Raw genomic sequence first — 17945 nt, 5'->3', positions numbered from 1 at the left:
CTTACTTGGTCGCGTTGTCGTAGATCACTGCGATCGAACCGGTGTCCTTGGTGAACAGAGCGCTGTCCACGGCCTTCCAGCCGCCGAGGTCTGAGATGGTCCACAGCTTGGTCGGCTCGGGGAACTTGTCGGTGAACTTGGCAGCGACGGCGGGATCAACGGGACGGAATCCTGCTTCGGCCCAAAGCGTCTGACCCTCGGTCGTGTACAGGTAGTCCTTGAACGCGGTCGCCTTGTCGAGGACCTTGCTGTTCGAGATCACGGCAACCGGGTTCTCGATCTTGAAGGTCGTGGGCGGGGTGACGTGCTCGACCGGGTCGCCGTTGCCTTCGATGAACAGTGCCTCGTTCTCGTAGCTGATCAGAACGTCGCCGCTACCCTGCAGGAAGGCTTCCGAAGCCTCGCGTCCCGACTTGGGCTGGATCTTGACGTGGTCGTTGACCAAGGCGGTGACGTAGTCGAGGCCCGCTTGCGGGTTCTTGCCACCGTCGCTCTTCGCGGCGTACGGCGCCAAGAGGTTCCACTTGGCCGAGCCGGAACTGAACGGGTTCGGCGTGACGACCTCGAGGCCGGGCTGAAGCAGGTCGTCCCAGTCCTTGATCCCCTTCGGGTTGCCCGGACGGGTCACGATGGTGACAACCGATCCGAACGGAATTCCGTTGTAGGCGTCCTGGTTCCAATTCTGATCGACCAGACCGGCATCGACCAGGCGGGTGATGTCAGGCTCGACGGAGAAGTTGACGAAGTCGGCCTCGGCACCGTCCTTCACCTTGCGCGACTGGTCGCCCGAGGCACCGTACGAAGGGTTGAAGTTGACGTTCTTGCCCTCGTCGGTCGCCTGGAAGGCTGCGGTGAGCTTGTCGAAGCCGGGCTTCGGCACGGCGTAGGCGAACAGGTTGATCGTGCCGGCGCTACCGTCGCCGGCGGCGCTGTCACCACCTACGGTGTCGCTCGAGCCACCACTGCACGCTGTGAGTACCACGGCCCCCATGGTCGCGATAGCAGTGAGAAGTGTGCGGGAACGGCGTTTCATTGCAGATACCTTCCTGAAAGGACTGACAAACGAGGGTTGATCAAACGACAAGTCCGAGACCTCTGGGGCTGAATCCATCGCGACGTTCAGACATGAAAGGCCGACGGGCAAAGAGCCCTGAATCGGGGGCGCGAGCTACGCGCAGAGAAGTTCGAGTGGGGTGCGCAGCACCACCGGAGAGGTCGAACTCAGGAAATCAACAACAGGCGACGTCAGCGACGTCGAGCATGCCGACAGCAATCAACGCCAACTGGTGGCGGATTACGGGAGCTGTTGCTTCGGACACGCGGTGGACTTTAGCAGAGCACCGGCGCCCGCTCTAATCGGGAGAACTAGCGGGTGAGAAGCCACGCCACGATCACGAGGAGAATCAGGGCGATCAGGGCGAGAGTGACCCGTGAGCGGGGCATCAGCTTTCCTCTACTTCTCGAGAATTCCTACGCAACCAGCCGAACAGCGGCAGAGCGAGTACGGCAGCCAACGCGCGATCCAGACCGATGGCCACCAGGCGGCACAGCGGAACGACGACGATCAGGACCAATGCGACCTGCGGGATGAACGGGAGCCCCGCCATCCACAGCTCGAAGCTGTCCCACCAATCCGCTATCCGATCCACGCCATCACCCTATCCTTCGACCGAAACAGTCCCGACAGCGTGTGGATTGGACGTGTGTCGATTCTGGCCGGATGATGTCCGAATGAGTGCTGACGACGAAGTGGTGCAGACGATTCCTCCCGCCTCCACGGGTCACCATCGAAGCAACTTTCCCCCGATCGACGACTACGCGTTTCTTTCCGATTGCGAAACCTCGTGCCTGATTGCCCGCAACGGATCTGTCGAGTGGATGTGCGTTCCCCGCCCCGACTCCCCCAGCGTGTTCGGTGCCATCCTCGACCGCAGCGCAGGCCATTTCCGTATCGGCCCTTACGGCCAGAACGTGCCCGCAGCCAGACGCTATCTGCCGGGCGGACTCATCCTCGAGACAACATGGCAGACGGAGACCGGCTGGCTCGTCGTTCGCGACGCACTGGTTCTCGGCCCATGGCACAACGTCGACAAGCGATCGAACACGCACAAGCGCACACCGACCGACTGGGACGCGGAACACACGCTTCTCCGTACGGTCAAATGCGTCAGCGGCACCGTCGAACTCGAGATGAGCTGCGAGCCCGCGTTCGACTATCACCGCGGCACCGCCAATTGGGAGTACACCGGCAAGGTCTACGAGGAAGCGACGGCAACGTGTCGCTCCGCCAAGCCCGGCGACCATCCGACATTGCGCTTGACCACCGATCTCCGATTGGGTCTGGAAGGTCGCGAGGCCCGGGCCCGGACGCGACTGGTCGAAGGCGACAACGTCTACGTCGCGCTCTCGTGGTCGGATCTTCCCGCGCCGCAGACGTTCGACGAGGCCGCCGACAAGATGTGGCAGACGTCGAAGTCGTGGCGCGAGTGGGTGACCATCGGCAAGTTCCCCGATCACCCGTGGCGCGGATACCTGCAACGCAGCGCGCTCACACTCAAGGGGCTTACCTACGCACCTACCGGAGCCCTGCTCGCGGCTTCGACGACCTCGCTACCGGAAACACCAGGCGGAGAACGTAACTGGGACTACCGCTACGCGTGGGTTCGCGATTCCACCTTCGCACTGTGGGGCCTCTACACGCTCGGGTTGGACCGTGAGGCCAACGACTTCTTCAACTTCATCTACGACGTGTCGAGTTCGGACAACGGTCAGCCACATCCCTTGCAGGTGATGTACGGCATCGGCGGCGAGCGCACGCTCGAGGAGTCCGAACTCAACCATCTGTCCGGCTATGACGGCGCCCGTCCGGTGCGTATCGGCAACGGGGCGTTCGATCAACAGCAGCACGACATTTGGGGCACCATGCTCGACTCGGTGTACCTCCACATCCGCACCCGCGAGCGCGTCCCCGAAGCGTTGTGGCCGCTGCTCAAGAAGCAGGTCGAGGAAGCGATCAAGCATTGGCGCCAGCCCGACCGCGGGATCTGGGAGGTGCGCGGTGAACCGCAGCACTTCACGTCGTCGAAGATCATGTGTTGGGTCGCCCTCGATCGCGGCGCCAAGCTTGCAGAGATGCAGGGCGAGAAGAGCTTTGCGCAGCAATGGACGGCCATCGCCGACGAGATCAAAGCCGACATCCTCGCGCACGGTGTCGACTCGCGTGGAGTTCTGACACAGCGCTACGGACACGATTCACTCGACGCGTCTCTACTGCTGGCTCCGCTGCTGCGCTTCCTGCCTGCCGACGATCCGCGTATCCGCGCGACGGTGCTGGCGATCGCAGACGAGCTCACCGAAGAAGGTCTGGTCCTGCGCTATCGCGTCGACACCACCGACGACGGATTGAGCGGCGAGGAAGGCACGTTCACCATCTGTTCCTTCTGGTTGGTGTCCGCCCTCGTCGAGATCGGCGAACTGGATCGCGCAAAGCATCTCTGCGAGCGTCTGCTCGGGTTCGCGAGCCCGCTCAAGCTGTACGCGGAGGAGATCGACGCGCACACCGGTCGCCATCTGGGTAACTTCCCGCAGGCATTCACGCACCTGGCGCTGATCAACGCCGTGGTCCACGTGATCCGCGCCGAGGAAGCTGCCGAAGCCGGCGCATTCCAGCCCGCGCACAACGCAACCTAGACCCACCTGCTGTGCGCCTTTATTAACCGCCCGCGGTTAATAAAGGTGCACAGCAGTTCTAGCCGGCCACCGCTTCGAGTTGCGGCGTGATCGATTCGAGCGAGTACTTCAGCGACAGCGACGACGGAGTGTTCAGCCCGGCAACAGTCGGATAGTCGACGATGGCCAATCCGCCGCCCTTGACTGCGGGCAGGTCGGCGAACCCTGGCAGCTTCATCATGTCTTCCAGCGACCCTCCGTTCGGCAGCAGCACCACGACGTCGGCGCTGAGAGCGTCGACCCGTTCCGGGCTGAGTATCAGCCGACCACCGGTCACACCGGCCTCTTCGACCAGCTTGGGCGGCAACGACATTCCCAGGCGCGTGAACAGTCCCGAAGCACCGTCCTTGGGATCGGCGACGATCACCAACTGTGACGTCGGGAAGACGTACTGCGACAGAAGTGCCGTCTTTCCCTTCAGCCCCGGCAGTCGTTGTGCGAGCGCATCGATCTGCCCGTTCGTGGACTCGACGATCTCGTCGGCTCGCGACTCCTCGTCGAGAATTCGACCGAGAATCTCGACCTGGTCCTGCCACGGATCGACCTGGACGTCGGACAGACCGGCAATTGTCGGAGCGATCTTGCTCAACTGATCAAAATCGTCCTGATCGGCGACGGAGAACCCACCGAGAATCAGATCGGGATCCAAGGCTGCAATTTCTTCGACTTTGAGCGGGACACCGAACTGCTGAATCGCCGAGCGATCGAGTTCCTTCGCCGACGTGTCGACGCGGCTCTCCCACGGGAACAGGCCACGCTCGTCACCCATTGGTCCGGCAGCCAGGTACCCCACAGGCTGGATTCCGAGTTCGAGCAGGGCGTCGAGCCACTGGGTGTCGGCCGCGACGATGCGCGTCGGCGTCCCCGTGATCGTGGTGGCGCCGAACTTGTGGTCGACCGTGATGACCCGACCGCCCACGATCTCGTCGGCGTCCGAAGACGAACAACCACTGATACCGACTACCAGTGCTCCCAAGAGAGCCACCGCCGAGAACTTCATCGCACGCACGAAATACTCCTCCACTAGTTAGTAGAGGCTTACCTTCCCATATTGGACACGTCTATGTCCGACCTTGCTTTCAGGCGAAACGAGAGAGCAAACGCTCCGCATCGGCACCGACGCGTCGGACCACGTTGCCGGCCGGATGGGTTCCGTGCACGAGTCCGACAGCTTCTCCGGCGTAGACGACACCGCTGTGCGGATCCGACGGGTCGTACGCCTTTGCCAACGTCTCCTCGTCGGCGTCGACACCGTGCCAGGCAGCGGTGAACTCGTTGGCCACCGCGCGGCCACCCCACCGCTGCGGCCACGGCTGACTTCGCGCTCGGTCGAAAACGGAGGTGTAGATCGTGTCGGTGCTTCCGGCTTCGACGACGCGGTCGCGGGCGTAGTCCGGTCCGATTGTCTCCGGGCTGGCGAGCAGCGCCGTGCCGATCATCACGCCTTCGCCACCGGCAGCCAGTACTGCAGCCAAGCCGCGTCCGGTTCCGATACCGCCTGCTGCCAGCACTGGAAGCGTCGTCGCTTCCAGGATCTCCTGCAGCAGCGGTAGGGTTCCGATTCGGCCGGTGTGGCCGCCTGCCTCACCGCCCTGTGCGATCACGCCGTCGACACCCGCGGCCTCGACGATGCGAAGGTCGTCGAGCGTATTGATCTGTGACACAACAGGAATACCGGCGTCGTGGATGCGTCCGACGTAGGCGGCGGGATCACCGAACGACAAGGTGATCATGGTCGGTGCGACGGCAATCGCGGCGTCGAGCATCAGCTCGTTCTCGGGCAGCGACCACGTCATCAGGCCGACGCCGAATATTCCGCCGATCGACCGGGCCACCTCGGCTTCGGCCTCGATCCACTCCGGTGTGTTGTACCGGGCCGCGCCCAGTAGACCCAAACCACCGGCAGCCGAGACAGCTCCGGCGAGCGCACCGCCAGCGCGGCCACCCATGGGCGCCCCGAGAACCGGGATTTCGATTCCGAACTCTCGGGACAACCAGGTGGTGACCATGCGCTCCTACTTCTTGGGCTTCTCGCCAACCGATTCCGACGTCAGGGCTGCGACGAATGCTTCCTGAGGCACCTCGACGCGGCCGATGGTCTTCATGCGCTTCTTGCCTTCCTTCTGCTTCTCGAGCAGCTTGCGCTTACGGCTGATGTCGCCGCCGTAGCACTTGGCAAGAACGTCCTTGCGGATTGCGCGAATGTTCTCGCGCGAGATGATCTTGGCGCCGATCGCTGCCTGGATCGGAACCTCGAACTGCTGGCGCGGGATCAGCTCACGAAGCTTCGACGTCATGCGTCCGCCGTAAGCGCCGGCGTTGGAGCGGTGCACGATCGACGAGAACGCGTCGACGGCCTCCCCTTGCAGAAGGATGTCGACCTTCACCAGGTCGGCCTGCTGCTCACCGGCCTCCTCGTAATCGAGGCTGGCATAACCCTTGGTGCGGGACTTGAGGGCGTCGAAGAAGTCGAACATGATCTCGCCCATGGGCAGTTCGTAGCGCAGTTCGACGCGAGTCTCGGAGAGGTAGTCCATGCCGCCGAGTTCACCGCGACGGGACTGGCACAGCTCCATGATGGCGCCGACGTACTCGCTCGGGGCGATGACGGTGCACTTGGCGACCGGCTCGTAGACCTCGCGGACCTTGCCTTCCGGCCAGTACGACGGGTTGGTGACGATGACCTCGGCCCCGTCCTCCATCACGACGCGGTAGACGACGTTGGGCGCGGTGGAAATCAGTTCCAGGCCGAACTCACGCTCAAGGCGGTCGCGGGTGATCTCCATGTGCAGCAGGCCGAGGAAGCCGCAGCGGAAGCCGAATCCGAGGGCAACCGACGTCTCCGGCTCGTAGGCCAATGCCGCGTCGTTGAGACGGAGCTTGTCGAGAGCGTCGCGCAGCACCGGGTAGTCCGAGCCGTCCATCGGGTAGAGACCTGAATAGACCATCGGCTTGGGATCGCGGTAGCCGACCAGCGGTTCGGTCGCGCCGTTGCGGGTTGTGGTGACGGTGTCACCGACGCGCGACTGGCGGACGTCCTTCACACCGGTGATGAGGTAGCCCACCTCGCCGACGCCCAGACCGATACTGGCCTTCGGCTCAGGGGAAATGATGCCGACCTCGAGCAGTTCGTGTGTGGTGCCCGTCGACATCATCGTGATCTTCTCGCGGGGACGGATCCGACCGTCGACCACACGTACGTAGGTGACCACGCCGCGGTAGGCGTCGTAGACGGAGTCGAAGATCATGGCGCGAGCCGGACCGTCAGCATCACCCACGGGTGCGGGGATCTGCACGATTACTTCGTCGAGCAGTTCCTTGACGCCCACGCCGGTCTTGCCCGACACGCGCAGGACATCGCCGGGCTCGCAGCCGGTGATGTGCGCGATCTCTTCGGCATATCGGTCGGGGTCCGCGGCCGGGAGGTCGATCTTGTTGAGGACGGGAATGATCTTGAGATCCTTCTCCATCGCCAGGTAGAGGTTGGCCAGCGTCTGAGCTTCGATACCCTGAGCTGCGTCGACCAGCAGAATTGCGCCCTCACACGCTTCGAGCGCACGGGAGACCTCGTACGTGAAGTCGACGTGGCCGGGAGTATCGATGAGGTGGAGAACAAACTCTTCGCCGTCGACGGTCCAGGGCAGACGAACGTTCTGGGCCTTGATGGTGATGCCGCGTTCACGCTCGATGTCCATGCGGTCCAGGTACTGCGCACGCATCGCCCGCTCTTCGACCACACCGGTGAGCTGCAGCATGCGATCTGCCAGCGTCGACTTACCGTGATCGATGTGCGCGATGATGCAGAAGTTCCGGATCTGCGCAGGATCCGTGAACGTCTTGTCGGCGAAGCTGCTGATGGGAGACCCCTTAGTCGGACCGGCACCGGCCCGGATCCGGGCCACTGTCAACCCTCAGGATATCCAAGTCTCGGCGCCGCCGTACCAGGGGTTCCCACGGGCAGGTGATTATGCTCGAACGCTATGGCAAGCATGTGGAAGCAGATCGGCAGAACCCTCGGCGCCCTCGCGGTGGAGAAGGGACCTGCGCTACTGCGCCAGTTGCAGTCGTCAACGTCTCAGTCGTCCACCTCGAAGCCTGGTCCGTCCGGCCGACCGATCGCCGCGCGGACATCTCCGACCGCACATCGCGCCAGGAGGGTGGAGTACTCCCCCGACCTCGACGGCAAAGCCGATCCGGGCGAGATCGTCTGGACCTGGGTTGCCTACGAGGAAGATCCGACCCAGGGCAAAGACCGTCCGGTGCTGGTAGTCGGCCGCGACGGCGACACGCTGCTCGGTCTGATGTTGTCTTCGCAGAGCAAGCGCGAAGGTGAGCGCGATTGGCTCGCAATCGGTTCGGGCCCGTGGGACGGCGAGGGCCGACCGAGCTGGATCCGGCTCGACCGGGTGCTCGATGTTCCCGAGAGCGGAATACGCCGCGAGGGCGCCGTCATGGATCATTTGAAGTTCGACGCGGTCGCGGCAAAACTTCGGGCCGACTTCAGCTGGAGCTGAAGCCGACCCGAAGGGATAGAAGCAGTATCGATCAGCTGTCCATACGGTTGAACCGTCCGAAGAGTGCTCGATAGATGAGTGCGCCGAGTGCACCGCCGATCAGCGGGAACACGATGAACAACCACACTTGACCTAGTGCGCCGTCCTGGAACGGCGCGACAGCGAGGCTTCGAGCGGGGTTGACGGAGGTGTTGTCGATCGGGATCGAGATCAGGTGAATGACGGCCAGGGTGAAGCCGATGGACACTCCGGCAAGCGGTACGTCCGAGATCTGATCGGTCGACGCGAGAACGACGAACACCAGCAGCGCTGTCAGCAGGATCTCGATGATCATGGCGGCACCGATGCCGTAACCGTCCGAGACCACGTTGCCGAGAAGGTTCTTCTCGGCAGACGGACTGTGTGCACCCCAACCGTTTGCGCCCAGTCCGTCAGCAGCACGGTTGTACGCCGGAAGACTGTTCGCGACCGTGTAGATCACGACGCCTGCTACCAAACCGCCGATCACTTGCGCGACAACGTAAATCGCCGCATTGACGGCCGAGATGCGCCCGATCACGAATTGACCGAGAGTCACCGCCGGGTTGACGTGGCAACCGGAAATCGGCCCGATCGCATACACGAGGAACAGCAGGGTCAAACCGAACGCGAGGGCCACTCCGAGATTGCCGACTTTCGCCCCTGCGAATACGGCAGTTCCGACCGCGGAGAACACGAGCACAAAAGTCCCCACCGCTTCGGCCGCATACTTCTTCACATCCGAGATCGGTTCGACCTCAGTCAATTCCTGTGCAGTTGGAGACATATTCCCACCTTCTTCTCATCGAACGGTAGTAATGCTCACGCCACTAGATTTGCCGGACTTTACGCAAGCCGGGTGATCTCCACAACAACTTCGAGATCTGTGGAGCGGCCACCGGAAAAGATTCCCTTCAAAGGCGGCACATCCGAATAGTCCCTTCCTATACCGACCGAGACGTGCTGTTCATTCACAGCTATCGCATTGGTCGGGTCGTATCCCCACCACGCGCCAGTCCACGCCTCGATCCACGCGTGCGATTCCCCCACCACCGTGTCCCCGACTGCCGCATCACGTTTGGGGTGGAGATAGCCGGAAACGTATCGACACGGAATGCCCATCGTTCGTAGCAATACCAAGGTCAGATGCGCATAATCCTGGCAGACGCCTTTCCTGGCAGACCAAGCCTCGACGGCCGACGTGTGCACTCCGGTCGTGCCGGGTACATATGACATTTCACCGTAAACCCATTGGGACGCAGCCACTACTGCATCTTCAGGTGATTTATCTTTGCGCAATTCCTTGGCAATTGTCGCCAGCTTACGATCACGCGGAACATATCTCGTGAAACTCAGTTGCTCGTTGAATCGATCTTTAATCGCTTCACCCGACAATTCATCCCAGTCGACGGTTTCCTCGGGCTGAACGAACGGTTCTGTTTCCACCACCGACAGTCCGGTCACTTCGAGTTCGGTGTGCGGGGCGTGCAAGTCGAACGCGGTCACCGCGGTGCCCCAGTAATCGGTGTATCGGTAGGAACGCGTTGCCGGTTGCGTTTCGACGCGCGTGAGGATCACCGTCTGCCTGGTGTCGCCGCGAGGTGTCAATCGCGCTTCGTTGTACGACGACGTCACCGGAGCGTCGTACGCATATCCCGTGGTGTGCACGACCCTCATTCGCCAGCTCACAGCTCTCCCTCCACCGTCGACTCCGCATACGCGGCGCCGGCATCCGTCCATGCGACCCACGGCGCAGCGTGGAAGTACTGAAGCGCAATCGCTTCACCCAGTTCGCGGCAGGTCTCCTGCCAACCGAGCAACCGACCTTGCAGATCTTCGAGCAACACGCCCTGCGGCAGAAATTCCAGTTCGCTGCGTGCGCGGCCGAGAAGCCGCGGCGCCTCCGCCCGAATTCCAACACGGCTGCCCGGCTGCGGGTCGAGTTCCTGCAGACACTTCTCGGCCTGCCTGATCGAGTGGAACACCGAACGCGGAAAGAGCCTGTCCAACAAGATGAACTCGACCACCCGATTGGCGTCGAGCGCTCCGCGATACGTACGCAGATACGTGTCATGCGCACCCGCCGAGCGAAGCACACTGACCCACGCCGGCGACGACGGGCGGTCACCGGCGCGCGCCAGCAGCATTCGCACGATCATGTCGACACGTTCGATCGAGCGCCCCAGCAGAAGGAACCGATAGCCGTCATCGCGGCTGAGCGTGGAATCCGCCAGGCCCGCGAACATCGCCGCGCGTTCCTCCACGTAGCGGAAGAACTCGTGCGGCCCCAACCTGCGTGATGCACGTTCACGCTCGGCCAATCCGTTGTACGTGGTGTTCAAGCACTCCCACATCTCACTAGACGTGACCTCACGCGCTCCGCGAGCATTCTCACGAGCACTCGCCAGCGAATCCACGATCGAACCAACCTGATTGCGACTGAACGCAACCAGATCGGTGAGCGAGCGTACGTCGAGCTTCTCCTCCGGCGCTTCGATGCCGAGGACACGCAAGAGCAGACGCGACGTGCGGTCCGGGTCGACGGTGGCGTCGTCGAGAAGTTGGTGGACGGCGACGTCGAGGATCCGAGCGGTGTCGTCCGCTCGCTCGACATAGCGGCCGATCCAGTAGAGGGACTCTGCGTTGCGAGCAAGCATCAGTCACCACGCTCCGTTCGCTGATAGTTCTTGGTAGCTGGGCAGTTCAGAGGAATTCACTGTTGCTGCTGCTGCTGTTGTGAGGTACTCAGCTCCGGCCCCTGCACCGGTTCCGCGGATTCCGGAGGCTCGGACACCAACTCCTCGCCGGACAGCTCCGGGTCCTCGTGTGAGGTGCGGCTCGCAAGCACCCATGTGTCCTTGCTTCCGCCGCCCTGGCTGGAGTTGACCACCAGCGAACCTTCCGGAAGCGCCACCCGGGTCAGGCCGCCGGGCAACACCCACACGTCTTCGCCGTCGTTGACGGCAAAGGGCCGCAAGTCCACATGGCGCGGGGAGAGAACGTCGTCGATCTTGGTCGGCACCGTGGACAACTGCACGAGAGGCTGCGCGATCCACCCGCGTGGGTCCGCCTTGATCTTGCGGGTGATCGCGGCCAGTTCCTTGGGGCTCGCGTCGGGCCCGAAGACGATTCCGTAGCCGCCGGACCCTTCCACCGGCTTGATGACCAGTTCCGCGACCCGGTCGAGGACTTGCTCGCACTCCTCGTCCAACCAACAACGGAACGTGTCTACGTTCTGCAAGAGCGGCTTCTCACCGAGGTAGTAGTCGATGATCTGCGGAACGTAGGTGTAGACCAGCTTGTCGTCACCGACTCCGTTGCCGACGGCACTCGAGATCACCACGTTGCCCGCTCGCGCCGCATTCAGTAGGCCGGCGACGCCGAGAATCGAATCCGGGCGGAAGTGCATCGGGTCGAGGTACTCGTCGTCGATGCGGCGATAGATGACGTCAACCTGGCGCTCACCTTCCGTCGTGCGCATGTAGACCATGTTGTCGCGGCAGAACAGGTCGCGACCTTCGACGAGTTCCACGCCCATCTGACGAGCGAGCAGCGAGTGCTCGAAATAAGCCGAGTTGGCAATACCTGGTGTGAGAACAACCACTGTTGGGTCCGCTTCGTTGAGTGCAGCACCCGCGCGCAGCGCTCTCAGCAGGTGTGTTGCGTAATCACCGACCGCCCTCACCTTGTGGGACATGAACAGATCCGGGAACACCCGAGTCATGGTGCGACGGTTTTCCATCACATAGGAGACGCCGGACGGAGATCGCAGGTTGTCCTCGAGAACTCGGAACTCCCCAGCCTCGTCACGGACCAGGTCGATACCGGCGACGTGGATTCGCACACCATTAGGCGGCACGATGCCGGCCGCTTCGCGGTGGAAGTGCTCACACGAGGTGACCAGACGGCGCGGCAGCACGTGATCGCGCAGGATTCGCTGCTCTCCGTAAATGTCCGCGAGAAACAACTCGAGCGCCTTCACACGCTGCTTGATGCCCTTTTCCAGCCGCGACCACTCCTGTGCGGCAATGACCCGCGGCACCAGATCCAATGGAAATGGCCGTTCCTGCCCGGACAGCGAGAATGTCACGCCCTGGTCGATGAATGCGCGTCCGAGCGCGTCGGCACGCGCGGCGAGGTCGGCACTGCTCGTCGGCGCCAGGGCTTTGAACACGCCCTTGTACGGAGCACGCACCGAGCCGTCGGGCTCGAACATCTCGTCGAAAGCCAACTCGTAGCGACCGATATCTGAATATCCGTCGAACACTGCAGCGGGACGCGCTCGGGTGGTGGTCGAACCTGTTTTACTCGAACTTTTCGAAGGCGGCGGCGTCATAGGGCAACATGCTGCTACAAGTGGGGCTATTCGGCAGCGCGGCGAGAAATCGGGCGCTCGGTGTACTCTTCTCGACAGACGCAACGTGCGACGGTTTGGGTTCTTGGGCCCTCGGCTGGTAATCTTGCCAGTCGGTGCATCAGTGCGCCCACAGCTTTCTCGACCGTAACCAGCTAAAGACGACAAGGATTTTACGCGTGGCCAACATCAAGTCCCAGGTGAAGCGAATCCGTACCAACGAGGCGGCCCGACTCCGTAACCAGTCGGTGAAGTCCTCGCTGCGTACCGCGATCCGTTCATTCCGCGAGGCTGCGGCAGCCGGTGACAAGGACAAGGCCAACGAGCTCCTCGTCTCCACCAGCCGCAAGCTCGACAAGGCAGCCAGCAAGGGCGTCATTCACGCCAACCAGGCTGCCAACAAGAAGTCTGCACTCTCGCAGGCTGCCAACAAGCTCTGACGTTTTCACTGTGACGGTTCGCCGTCATACTGGTTCGTCTCGATAGCCGCCAGGTCGAAAGACCAGGCGGCTATTTTGCGTCTTCAATCGGATCACATCCATGTCTTGCACCGAATATGTGGACCGGGCTGCAACCATCTGATGATGGCGGTCAACGGGCACGGGAGACGCCCTCGCAGCTGGTTGTTCACGACTGTCTTCTGGGCGGTCGTCGCTTTCGGCGTATTGGCCGCCCTGGGAATCCCTCGTTGGTGGGAATCATCGACGGTTGCAGTCGTCGGAGGTGCCGCAAGCTACGGATGGTGGAGGCGCAGGCAACGTAGCGAATTCCGGATCTTCTTCGGCATGATGTGTTCACTCGTTGCGGTTCTGGCGTTTCTCGCCGTTGGACGAGCGCTTCTCACCGCTGTGAAGGTGCCGGTGGACAGCGTCGGCCAAGAAACAATTGTCTGCGGCAGTGTGGTGAATCCGGTGCCGCACGACTCACTACGAGTGACCGACATCAGAACAGGTGAACCAACGACACGGCCTCAGGCCATTCCGCACACTCAGTTGGAGCAAGCCTGCGTGAAACGCCTCGACTACCGGGCGGGTGAGGCCGCGGCCGCCACTGTCATCGGACTCCTTCTGGCCGGCCGCGCAGTAGGCCACGTTGTTCTCAGTTCTTCCGCAACGCGCACACTTTCCGCACTGCCATCTCCAGGGCGAAGGACGAGTCGACTGCGGCGCCCTTCACGTCGGCGTTGAGGGCGGCGACGATCTGCATCGCAGCGCCGATCGACGTGGGATCCCAGCCGCCGACCTCCTTGATTGCCTTCTTGACCTTCCACGGCGGCATTCCGAGATCCGACGCCAACCGGAACGGGTCACCGCCCCGTGCAAACGGGCCGACCTTCGCGATCGTGTGGACTGCGTCGGCGAGGGCATCCGCGAGCAGAACATGGGCTGTTCCGATCTGATCGGCCCACCGGAGTGCCTCGAGTGCACCCCGGGTATCACCGACGATGACCTTGTCGGCCACGTCGAAGCCGGAGACCTCGGCCTTCCCCGAGTAGTACTTGTGGACCGCTTCGACGTCGATCTTGCCGCCGGTATCCGCCGCCAATTGTGAGCAGGCCGATGCCAGTTCACGGAGGTTGGAGCCGACACTTTCGATCATCGCCGCGATCGCATCTGGCGCAACCCTGACGTCTGGGGTCCGGAACTCACCGCGAACGAAGTCGACAAGCTGGCTCTTGTTCAGTTTTCCGCAGCTGTGCACCGTCGCGCCGAGCTTCTCGAGCGCCGGCGCCAACGCCTTCGCGCGACCACCGCCCGAGTGCACGACGATCAGAACGACACCTTCCGCAGGCTCACGCGCAGCCTCGAGAACAAGAGCTACGGCATCCTTGCCTGCTTCTGCAGCCGATTCCAAGACGATCACACGATCTTCGGCAAAAAGAGAGGGGCTCAGCAGCTCAGCCAACTCAGGAGCATTGGTGTCGCCCGCACGCATCTTCGTCACCGGGAGATCCGAAATACCCTGGCCGCGATCACCGCGGACGGCTCTGATGAGCTGCGACACCGTGCGGTCGATGAGGAACTCGTCGTCCCCCAGAACAAGATGCAGCGGATCGACTCCAGACGGATTACTCACCCGAAGATGGTCCCACGAGGAACCGACACGATCGACACAGACCCGCTGCCCCCGCCGTACACCGCGACAGTGCCGTCGACGTCCGTCCGAACCACCGCCCCGCCCAACGAATCCAGTTCGTCGAGAACCTCAGCATTCGGGTGTCCGAAACTGTTGCCGGCGCCGACGCTGATCATCGTCAACCTCGGACGCACCGCTTCCAAAAATGCCGACGACGTGGTCCGGGAACCGTGATGGGGCAGCTTCAACACATCGGCCTTCACGTCCGTCCCCGATCGGAGAATAGCCTCCTCCCCCGCAACTTCGGCGTCACCCGTCAACAGAATTCGACCCGCGTCCGTGTGCGCCATCACCACCAGCGATTGATCGTTGGCAGCATCCGCGGCGTCGACGGAATCGCGGGGCTCTGGAACCAACGGTCCGAGAACCTCCATGTTCACCGATCCCAATGTCAGCTCTGCACCCGCCCGCAACGAGACGACCGGAATGTCGTGAGAATCGGCAGCACTCTTGACCGATCGAAAACCCGACTCCGGCAACAACATCGAACCCACCCCTATCGCGGTGACCGAACGCCCACCCAGAACTGCTTCCAATCCTCCGATGTGATCGGCGTGAAAGTGACTGATCACGAGCAACGCGATGTCGCTGACACCCAACATGTTCAGACAACGATCCATCGAAGTGGGATCAGGACCGACATCGATGACAACTGCTCTGTCGTCGCCGGTCGCGAGCACAAGACCGTCCCCTTGACCGACGTCGCACATGACCACTACCCACCCCGGAGCAATACGACCACCCCCGAACACGTGTTGAAAGATCAGGGCCAGAACGACACCCAGCACGAGAACGCCGACCACCAGCCGCGAAATCCGATTCCACAGCGCCAGCGCTACGGCCAGTAAGACGCCCGCGATGACAAGAGCACCGATCATTCCTGACGGCACCACCACCGACGCTCCCGGAAGTGACGCGGTCCACTCGGACACGTACAGCAGCCACCCCATCGGAGGCCGGACGAGCGGAGCAATGAACACGGCAATCGATGGACTGATAAGCGCGCACAGGGCAATCACCGCACCGAACACCGTGATAATTCCGATCACGGGAGCTACTGCCATGTTCGCGGCAATCGTGACGACACTGAATGTTCCCGCCATGGCGCCCACCAACGGTGCAGTCACGACAAACGCGGCACTGGAGACGGCTGTCATCTCCGCGAGCCATCGAGGCCAACCTCGTCGATGGAGGACATCCACCCACACGGGGGCAATGATCACCAGTGCACCCGTGGCCGTGGTCGACAGCGCAAATCCCCAGTCGACGGCAAGCTCGGGCATCACGACAACCAGAACGATGACGGCGGCGGCAAGAGCAGGCAGCGCCTGTTTACGACGACCGACGACCAAGCTGAGCAGGGCGATCAGGCCCATCACCGACGCACGCAGAACACTCGGCGACGGCCTCGCGACGACAACAAATGCAACGAGGGCCATCAGTGCCAAGACGGCCCCGACCCGCGGACTCAGCGCCGCTGCTCTGACCAACAGCAGAACGGCCCCGAGCAGAATGCTGATGTTGGCGCCGGATACCGCGGTGAGATGGGAAAGCCCGGCAACGGTGAAGTTGTCCTTCACCACCGGAGACAACGCCGACGTGTCTCCGACGACGAGGCCAGGCAGCAGACCTGCCTGATCCGGCGGGAGCGCAGCCGAGCACGCAGCGGCGAAACGAGTGCGCACCACGCTCGCCCATCGCTGGTACCAGGGCACGTCTCCCACCGCGACTGGAGGCCCTTCGGATGTGATCACGGCGAGCGTGGAATCGCTATGCCAAGGCTGACTCGCCCGGCCGCGAACCGTGAGGCTCTGCCCTGGAACAACTTCGAGCCACGACGAACTGGGTGCCCGGATGGTGACCAAGCCGCCACCGGAGTACCTGTGGTTATGTGAAGCCACAGAATTGACGGTTGCCCTGAAGAAGACCTGCCCTTGACCAGCCGCGCCGGCGACCACGTGCGGATCCTCAGTGGGTTCCACTTCGACACTCACCCAGGCTCCTTCGAGGGCAGCTCGGGTCAGTGGGTGACTCTCCGCCTCGAACGCCCGCCATCCGCTGACGACACTGCATCCGGCACCGAATAGTAATGCCGCCAACATGATTCGTGACCACCCTGCAGATGTCCGGCGCACAACCACGTAGCTGAGGATTGCCGCTGGAACCGCACATGCCACTGCCAGTACCCACGCAGTGGTCGCACCGTACAAGGTCCCCACCGCGCTGCTCCCCCACACTGCGACGGCCGACAGAAGCAGTCGAGCGTCGAGGACCGGCGAGGCTTCCGGTTCGTTCACACCGACACCAGCACTCGAAGCTTCGCCAACCTTGCCGGGCCGATCCCGTCGACTTCCCCCAATTGTTCGATGTCCGTGAATTTTCCGTTGGAAGTGCGCCAGGAGATGATCGCCGCAGCCGTTACCGGCCCTACCCCGGGAAGATCGTCCAGTTCGGCCTCGGTGGCGGTATTGAGGTTCACCAGCCCAGTCCCGCCGGACTCCCCCGCAGCGGCGGGGCGGGCCCCTCCTGCAGTGGTACTCGAACTCGCTGAAACACCACCGGACTGATCGGCCGCACCCACCACGATCTGATCACCATCGGCAAGCTTCTGAGCCAGGTTCAGGCCCACCGTCTCCGCGCCGTCGAGCAGGCCGCCTGCCGCGGCGAGCGCGTCGGCAATGCGCGAGCCCGGAGGTAGGTTGACAAGCCCCGGCGTGCGCACGAGTCCGACGACACTGATCACCAGAGCCTGAGGCGGCTGCTCTGGTACGACGCCGGTAGGTACGGGACCGACTGATTCACCATCGTCAGCAGCGACATTCTGCGCCGTGACATTCTGGGGCGAGGGCAACGGTGGGACCGCCTGCATACTCGGAGAATCCCACCACACGGCGAACAAGCCGATCGCCGTGGCCAGAACTGCAACGATCGCCAACACCCCGGTCGCCGATCGGCTCGGGCGCCAACGTGTTCCGCGCCAACGCTCGGGCAGCCGATCGAACCTAGAGGCGTCGGGTTGAGCTTCGCATTCGTCCGCGTCGTAGTCCTGAAGCCACTCAGGGGATCTCTCGAAAGACGCTGAATCCTCGAATTCGTCGACGTCCTCATGTCGCCGCCTGTAGTTGCCGTCCATCGCCGCGAGGCGATCACGCGCCCGCTCGCGCTCCTCGCTGATCCTCATGACTGGACGATAA

The 17945-nt window shown here is 62.7% G+C and carries 16 protein-coding genes; 3 read left to right on the top strand and 13 right to left on the bottom strand.

Annotated elements, in window-relative coordinates:
* Position 1: 1 nt before the first annotated feature.
* From R4P65_RS08630 to R4P65_RS08620, 3 genes are all read right to left on the bottom strand, one after another.
* A complete protein-coding gene (locus tag R4P65_RS08630; RefSeq protein WP_317826193.1) occupies positions 2–1033 on the bottom strand; it encodes a sulfate ABC transporter substrate-binding protein in 1032 nt (343 codons plus the stop codon).
* A 196-nt stretch (positions 1034–1229) separates the two neighbouring features.
* Entirely contained in the window at positions 1230–1319 is a 90-nt protein-coding gene (locus tag R4P65_RS08625; RefSeq protein WP_309599318.1) for an Ms4533A family Cys-rich leader peptide, read from the bottom strand.
* A 123-nt stretch (positions 1320–1442) separates the two neighbouring features.
* Positions 1443–1649, bottom strand: a complete 207-nt coding sequence (locus R4P65_RS08620; RefSeq protein WP_003944489.1) for a hypothetical protein — start codon at positions 1647–1649, stop codon at positions 1443–1445.
* A gap of 82 nt (positions 1650–1731) precedes the next feature.
* On the opposite strand from R4P65_RS08620, the gene R4P65_RS08615 reads away from it, so the two are divergent.
* A complete protein-coding gene (locus R4P65_RS08615; protein ID WP_003944557.1) occupies positions 1732–3690 on the top strand; it encodes a glycoside hydrolase family 15 protein in 1959 nt (652 codons plus the stop codon).
* Positions 3691–3748: 58 nt separating this feature from the next.
* Here R4P65_RS08615 and R4P65_RS08610 read toward each other — a convergent pair whose 3' ends face one another.
* The 3 genes from R4P65_RS08610 to lepA all read right to left on the bottom strand — a co-directional run bounded on the left by R4P65_RS08610 (position 3749) and on the right by lepA (position 7637).
* A complete protein-coding gene (locus tag R4P65_RS08610) occupies positions 3749–4729 on the bottom strand; it encodes an ABC transporter substrate-binding protein (protein WP_317826479.1) in 981 nt (326 codons plus the stop codon).
* Positions 4730–4808: 79 nt separating this feature from the next.
* Positions 4809–5738, bottom strand: a complete 930-nt coding sequence (locus tag R4P65_RS08605; protein ID WP_317826192.1) for a nitronate monooxygenase — start codon at positions 5736–5738, stop codon at positions 4809–4811.
* A gap of 6 nt (positions 5739–5744) precedes the next feature.
* Entirely contained in the window at positions 5745–7637 is a 1893-nt protein-coding gene (gene lepA, locus R4P65_RS08600; RefSeq protein WP_230813932.1) for a translation elongation factor 4, read from the bottom strand.
* Between the two features lie 72 nt (positions 7638–7709).
* Here lepA and R4P65_RS08595 point away from each other — a divergent pair, with 72 nt between their 5' ends.
* Positions 7710–8243 carry a type II toxin-antitoxin system PemK/MazF family toxin gene (locus tag R4P65_RS08595; protein WP_230813934.1) on the top strand — a complete coding sequence of 178 codons (534 nt, stop codon included), beginning with the start codon at positions 7710–7712 and terminating at the stop codon, positions 8241–8243.
* Positions 8244–8274: 31 nt separating this feature from the next.
* Here R4P65_RS08595 and R4P65_RS08590 read toward each other — a convergent pair whose 3' ends face one another.
* The 4 genes from R4P65_RS08590 to R4P65_RS08575 are packed head-to-tail and all read right to left on the bottom strand — an operon-like array spanning position 8275 to position 12597.
* Positions 8275–9048, bottom strand: coding sequence for an aquaporin (locus R4P65_RS08590; protein ID WP_214881388.1), 774 nt, complete (start codon positions 9046–9048; stop codon positions 8275–8277).
* Positions 9049–9107: 59 nt separating this feature from the next.
* Positions 9108–9938 carry a transglutaminase domain-containing protein gene (locus R4P65_RS08585; protein ID WP_095969749.1) on the bottom strand — a complete coding sequence of 277 codons (831 nt, stop codon included), beginning with the start codon at positions 9936–9938 and terminating at the stop codon, positions 9108–9110.
* 8 nt (positions 9939–9946) lie between these two features.
* Complete coding sequence (locus tag R4P65_RS08580; RefSeq protein ID WP_019749046.1) at positions 9947–10918, bottom strand: alpha-E domain-containing protein; 972 nt, start codon at positions 10916–10918, stop codon at positions 9947–9949.
* Between the two features lie 56 nt (positions 10919–10974).
* The gene (locus R4P65_RS08575; RefSeq protein ID WP_230813938.1) at positions 10975–12597 is read right to left on the bottom strand and encodes a circularly permuted type 2 ATP-grasp protein; all 1623 of its coding nucleotides are present in this window, start codon (positions 12595–12597) and stop codon (positions 10975–10977) included.
* A 197-nt stretch (positions 12598–12794) separates the two neighbouring features.
* On the opposite strand from R4P65_RS08575, the gene rpsT reads away from it, so the two are divergent.
* Positions 12795–13055, top strand: coding sequence for a 30S ribosomal protein S20 (gene rpsT, locus R4P65_RS08570; RefSeq protein WP_003944567.1), 261 nt, complete (start codon positions 12795–12797; stop codon positions 13053–13055).
* Positions 13056–13713: 658 nt separating this feature from the next.
* On the opposite strand, the gene holA is transcribed toward rpsT, so the two are convergent.
* The 3 genes from holA to R4P65_RS08555 are packed head-to-tail and all read right to left on the bottom strand — an operon-like array spanning position 13714 to position 17932.
* The gene (holA, locus tag R4P65_RS08565; RefSeq protein WP_317826191.1) at positions 13714–14691 is read right to left on the bottom strand and encodes a DNA polymerase III subunit delta; all 978 of its coding nucleotides are present in this window, start codon (positions 14689–14691) and stop codon (positions 13714–13716) included.
* Entirely contained in the window at positions 14688–17048 is a 2361-nt protein-coding gene (locus tag R4P65_RS08560) for a DNA internalization-related competence protein ComEC/Rec2 (protein ID WP_317826190.1), read from the bottom strand. Before R4P65_RS08560 ends, holA begins: the two co-directional genes overlap by 4 nt.
* Positions 17045–17932 (bottom strand): ComEA family DNA-binding protein, encoded by an 888-nt coding sequence (locus tag R4P65_RS08555; protein WP_317826189.1) that lies wholly within the window; start codon positions 17930–17932, stop codon positions 17045–17047. The genes R4P65_RS08560 and R4P65_RS08555 overlap by 4 nt, the downstream gene beginning before the upstream one ends.
* Between the last annotated feature and the right edge of the window lie 13 nt (positions 17933–17945).

The organism is Rhodococcus sp. IEGM 1318, assembly GCF_033142465.1.
GTDB classification, from domain to species: domain Bacteria; phylum Actinomycetota; class Actinomycetes; order Mycobacteriales; family Mycobacteriaceae; genus Rhodococcus_F; species Rhodococcus_F qingshengii_B.
This window is presented reverse-complemented; position numbering and strand designations above follow the sequence as displayed.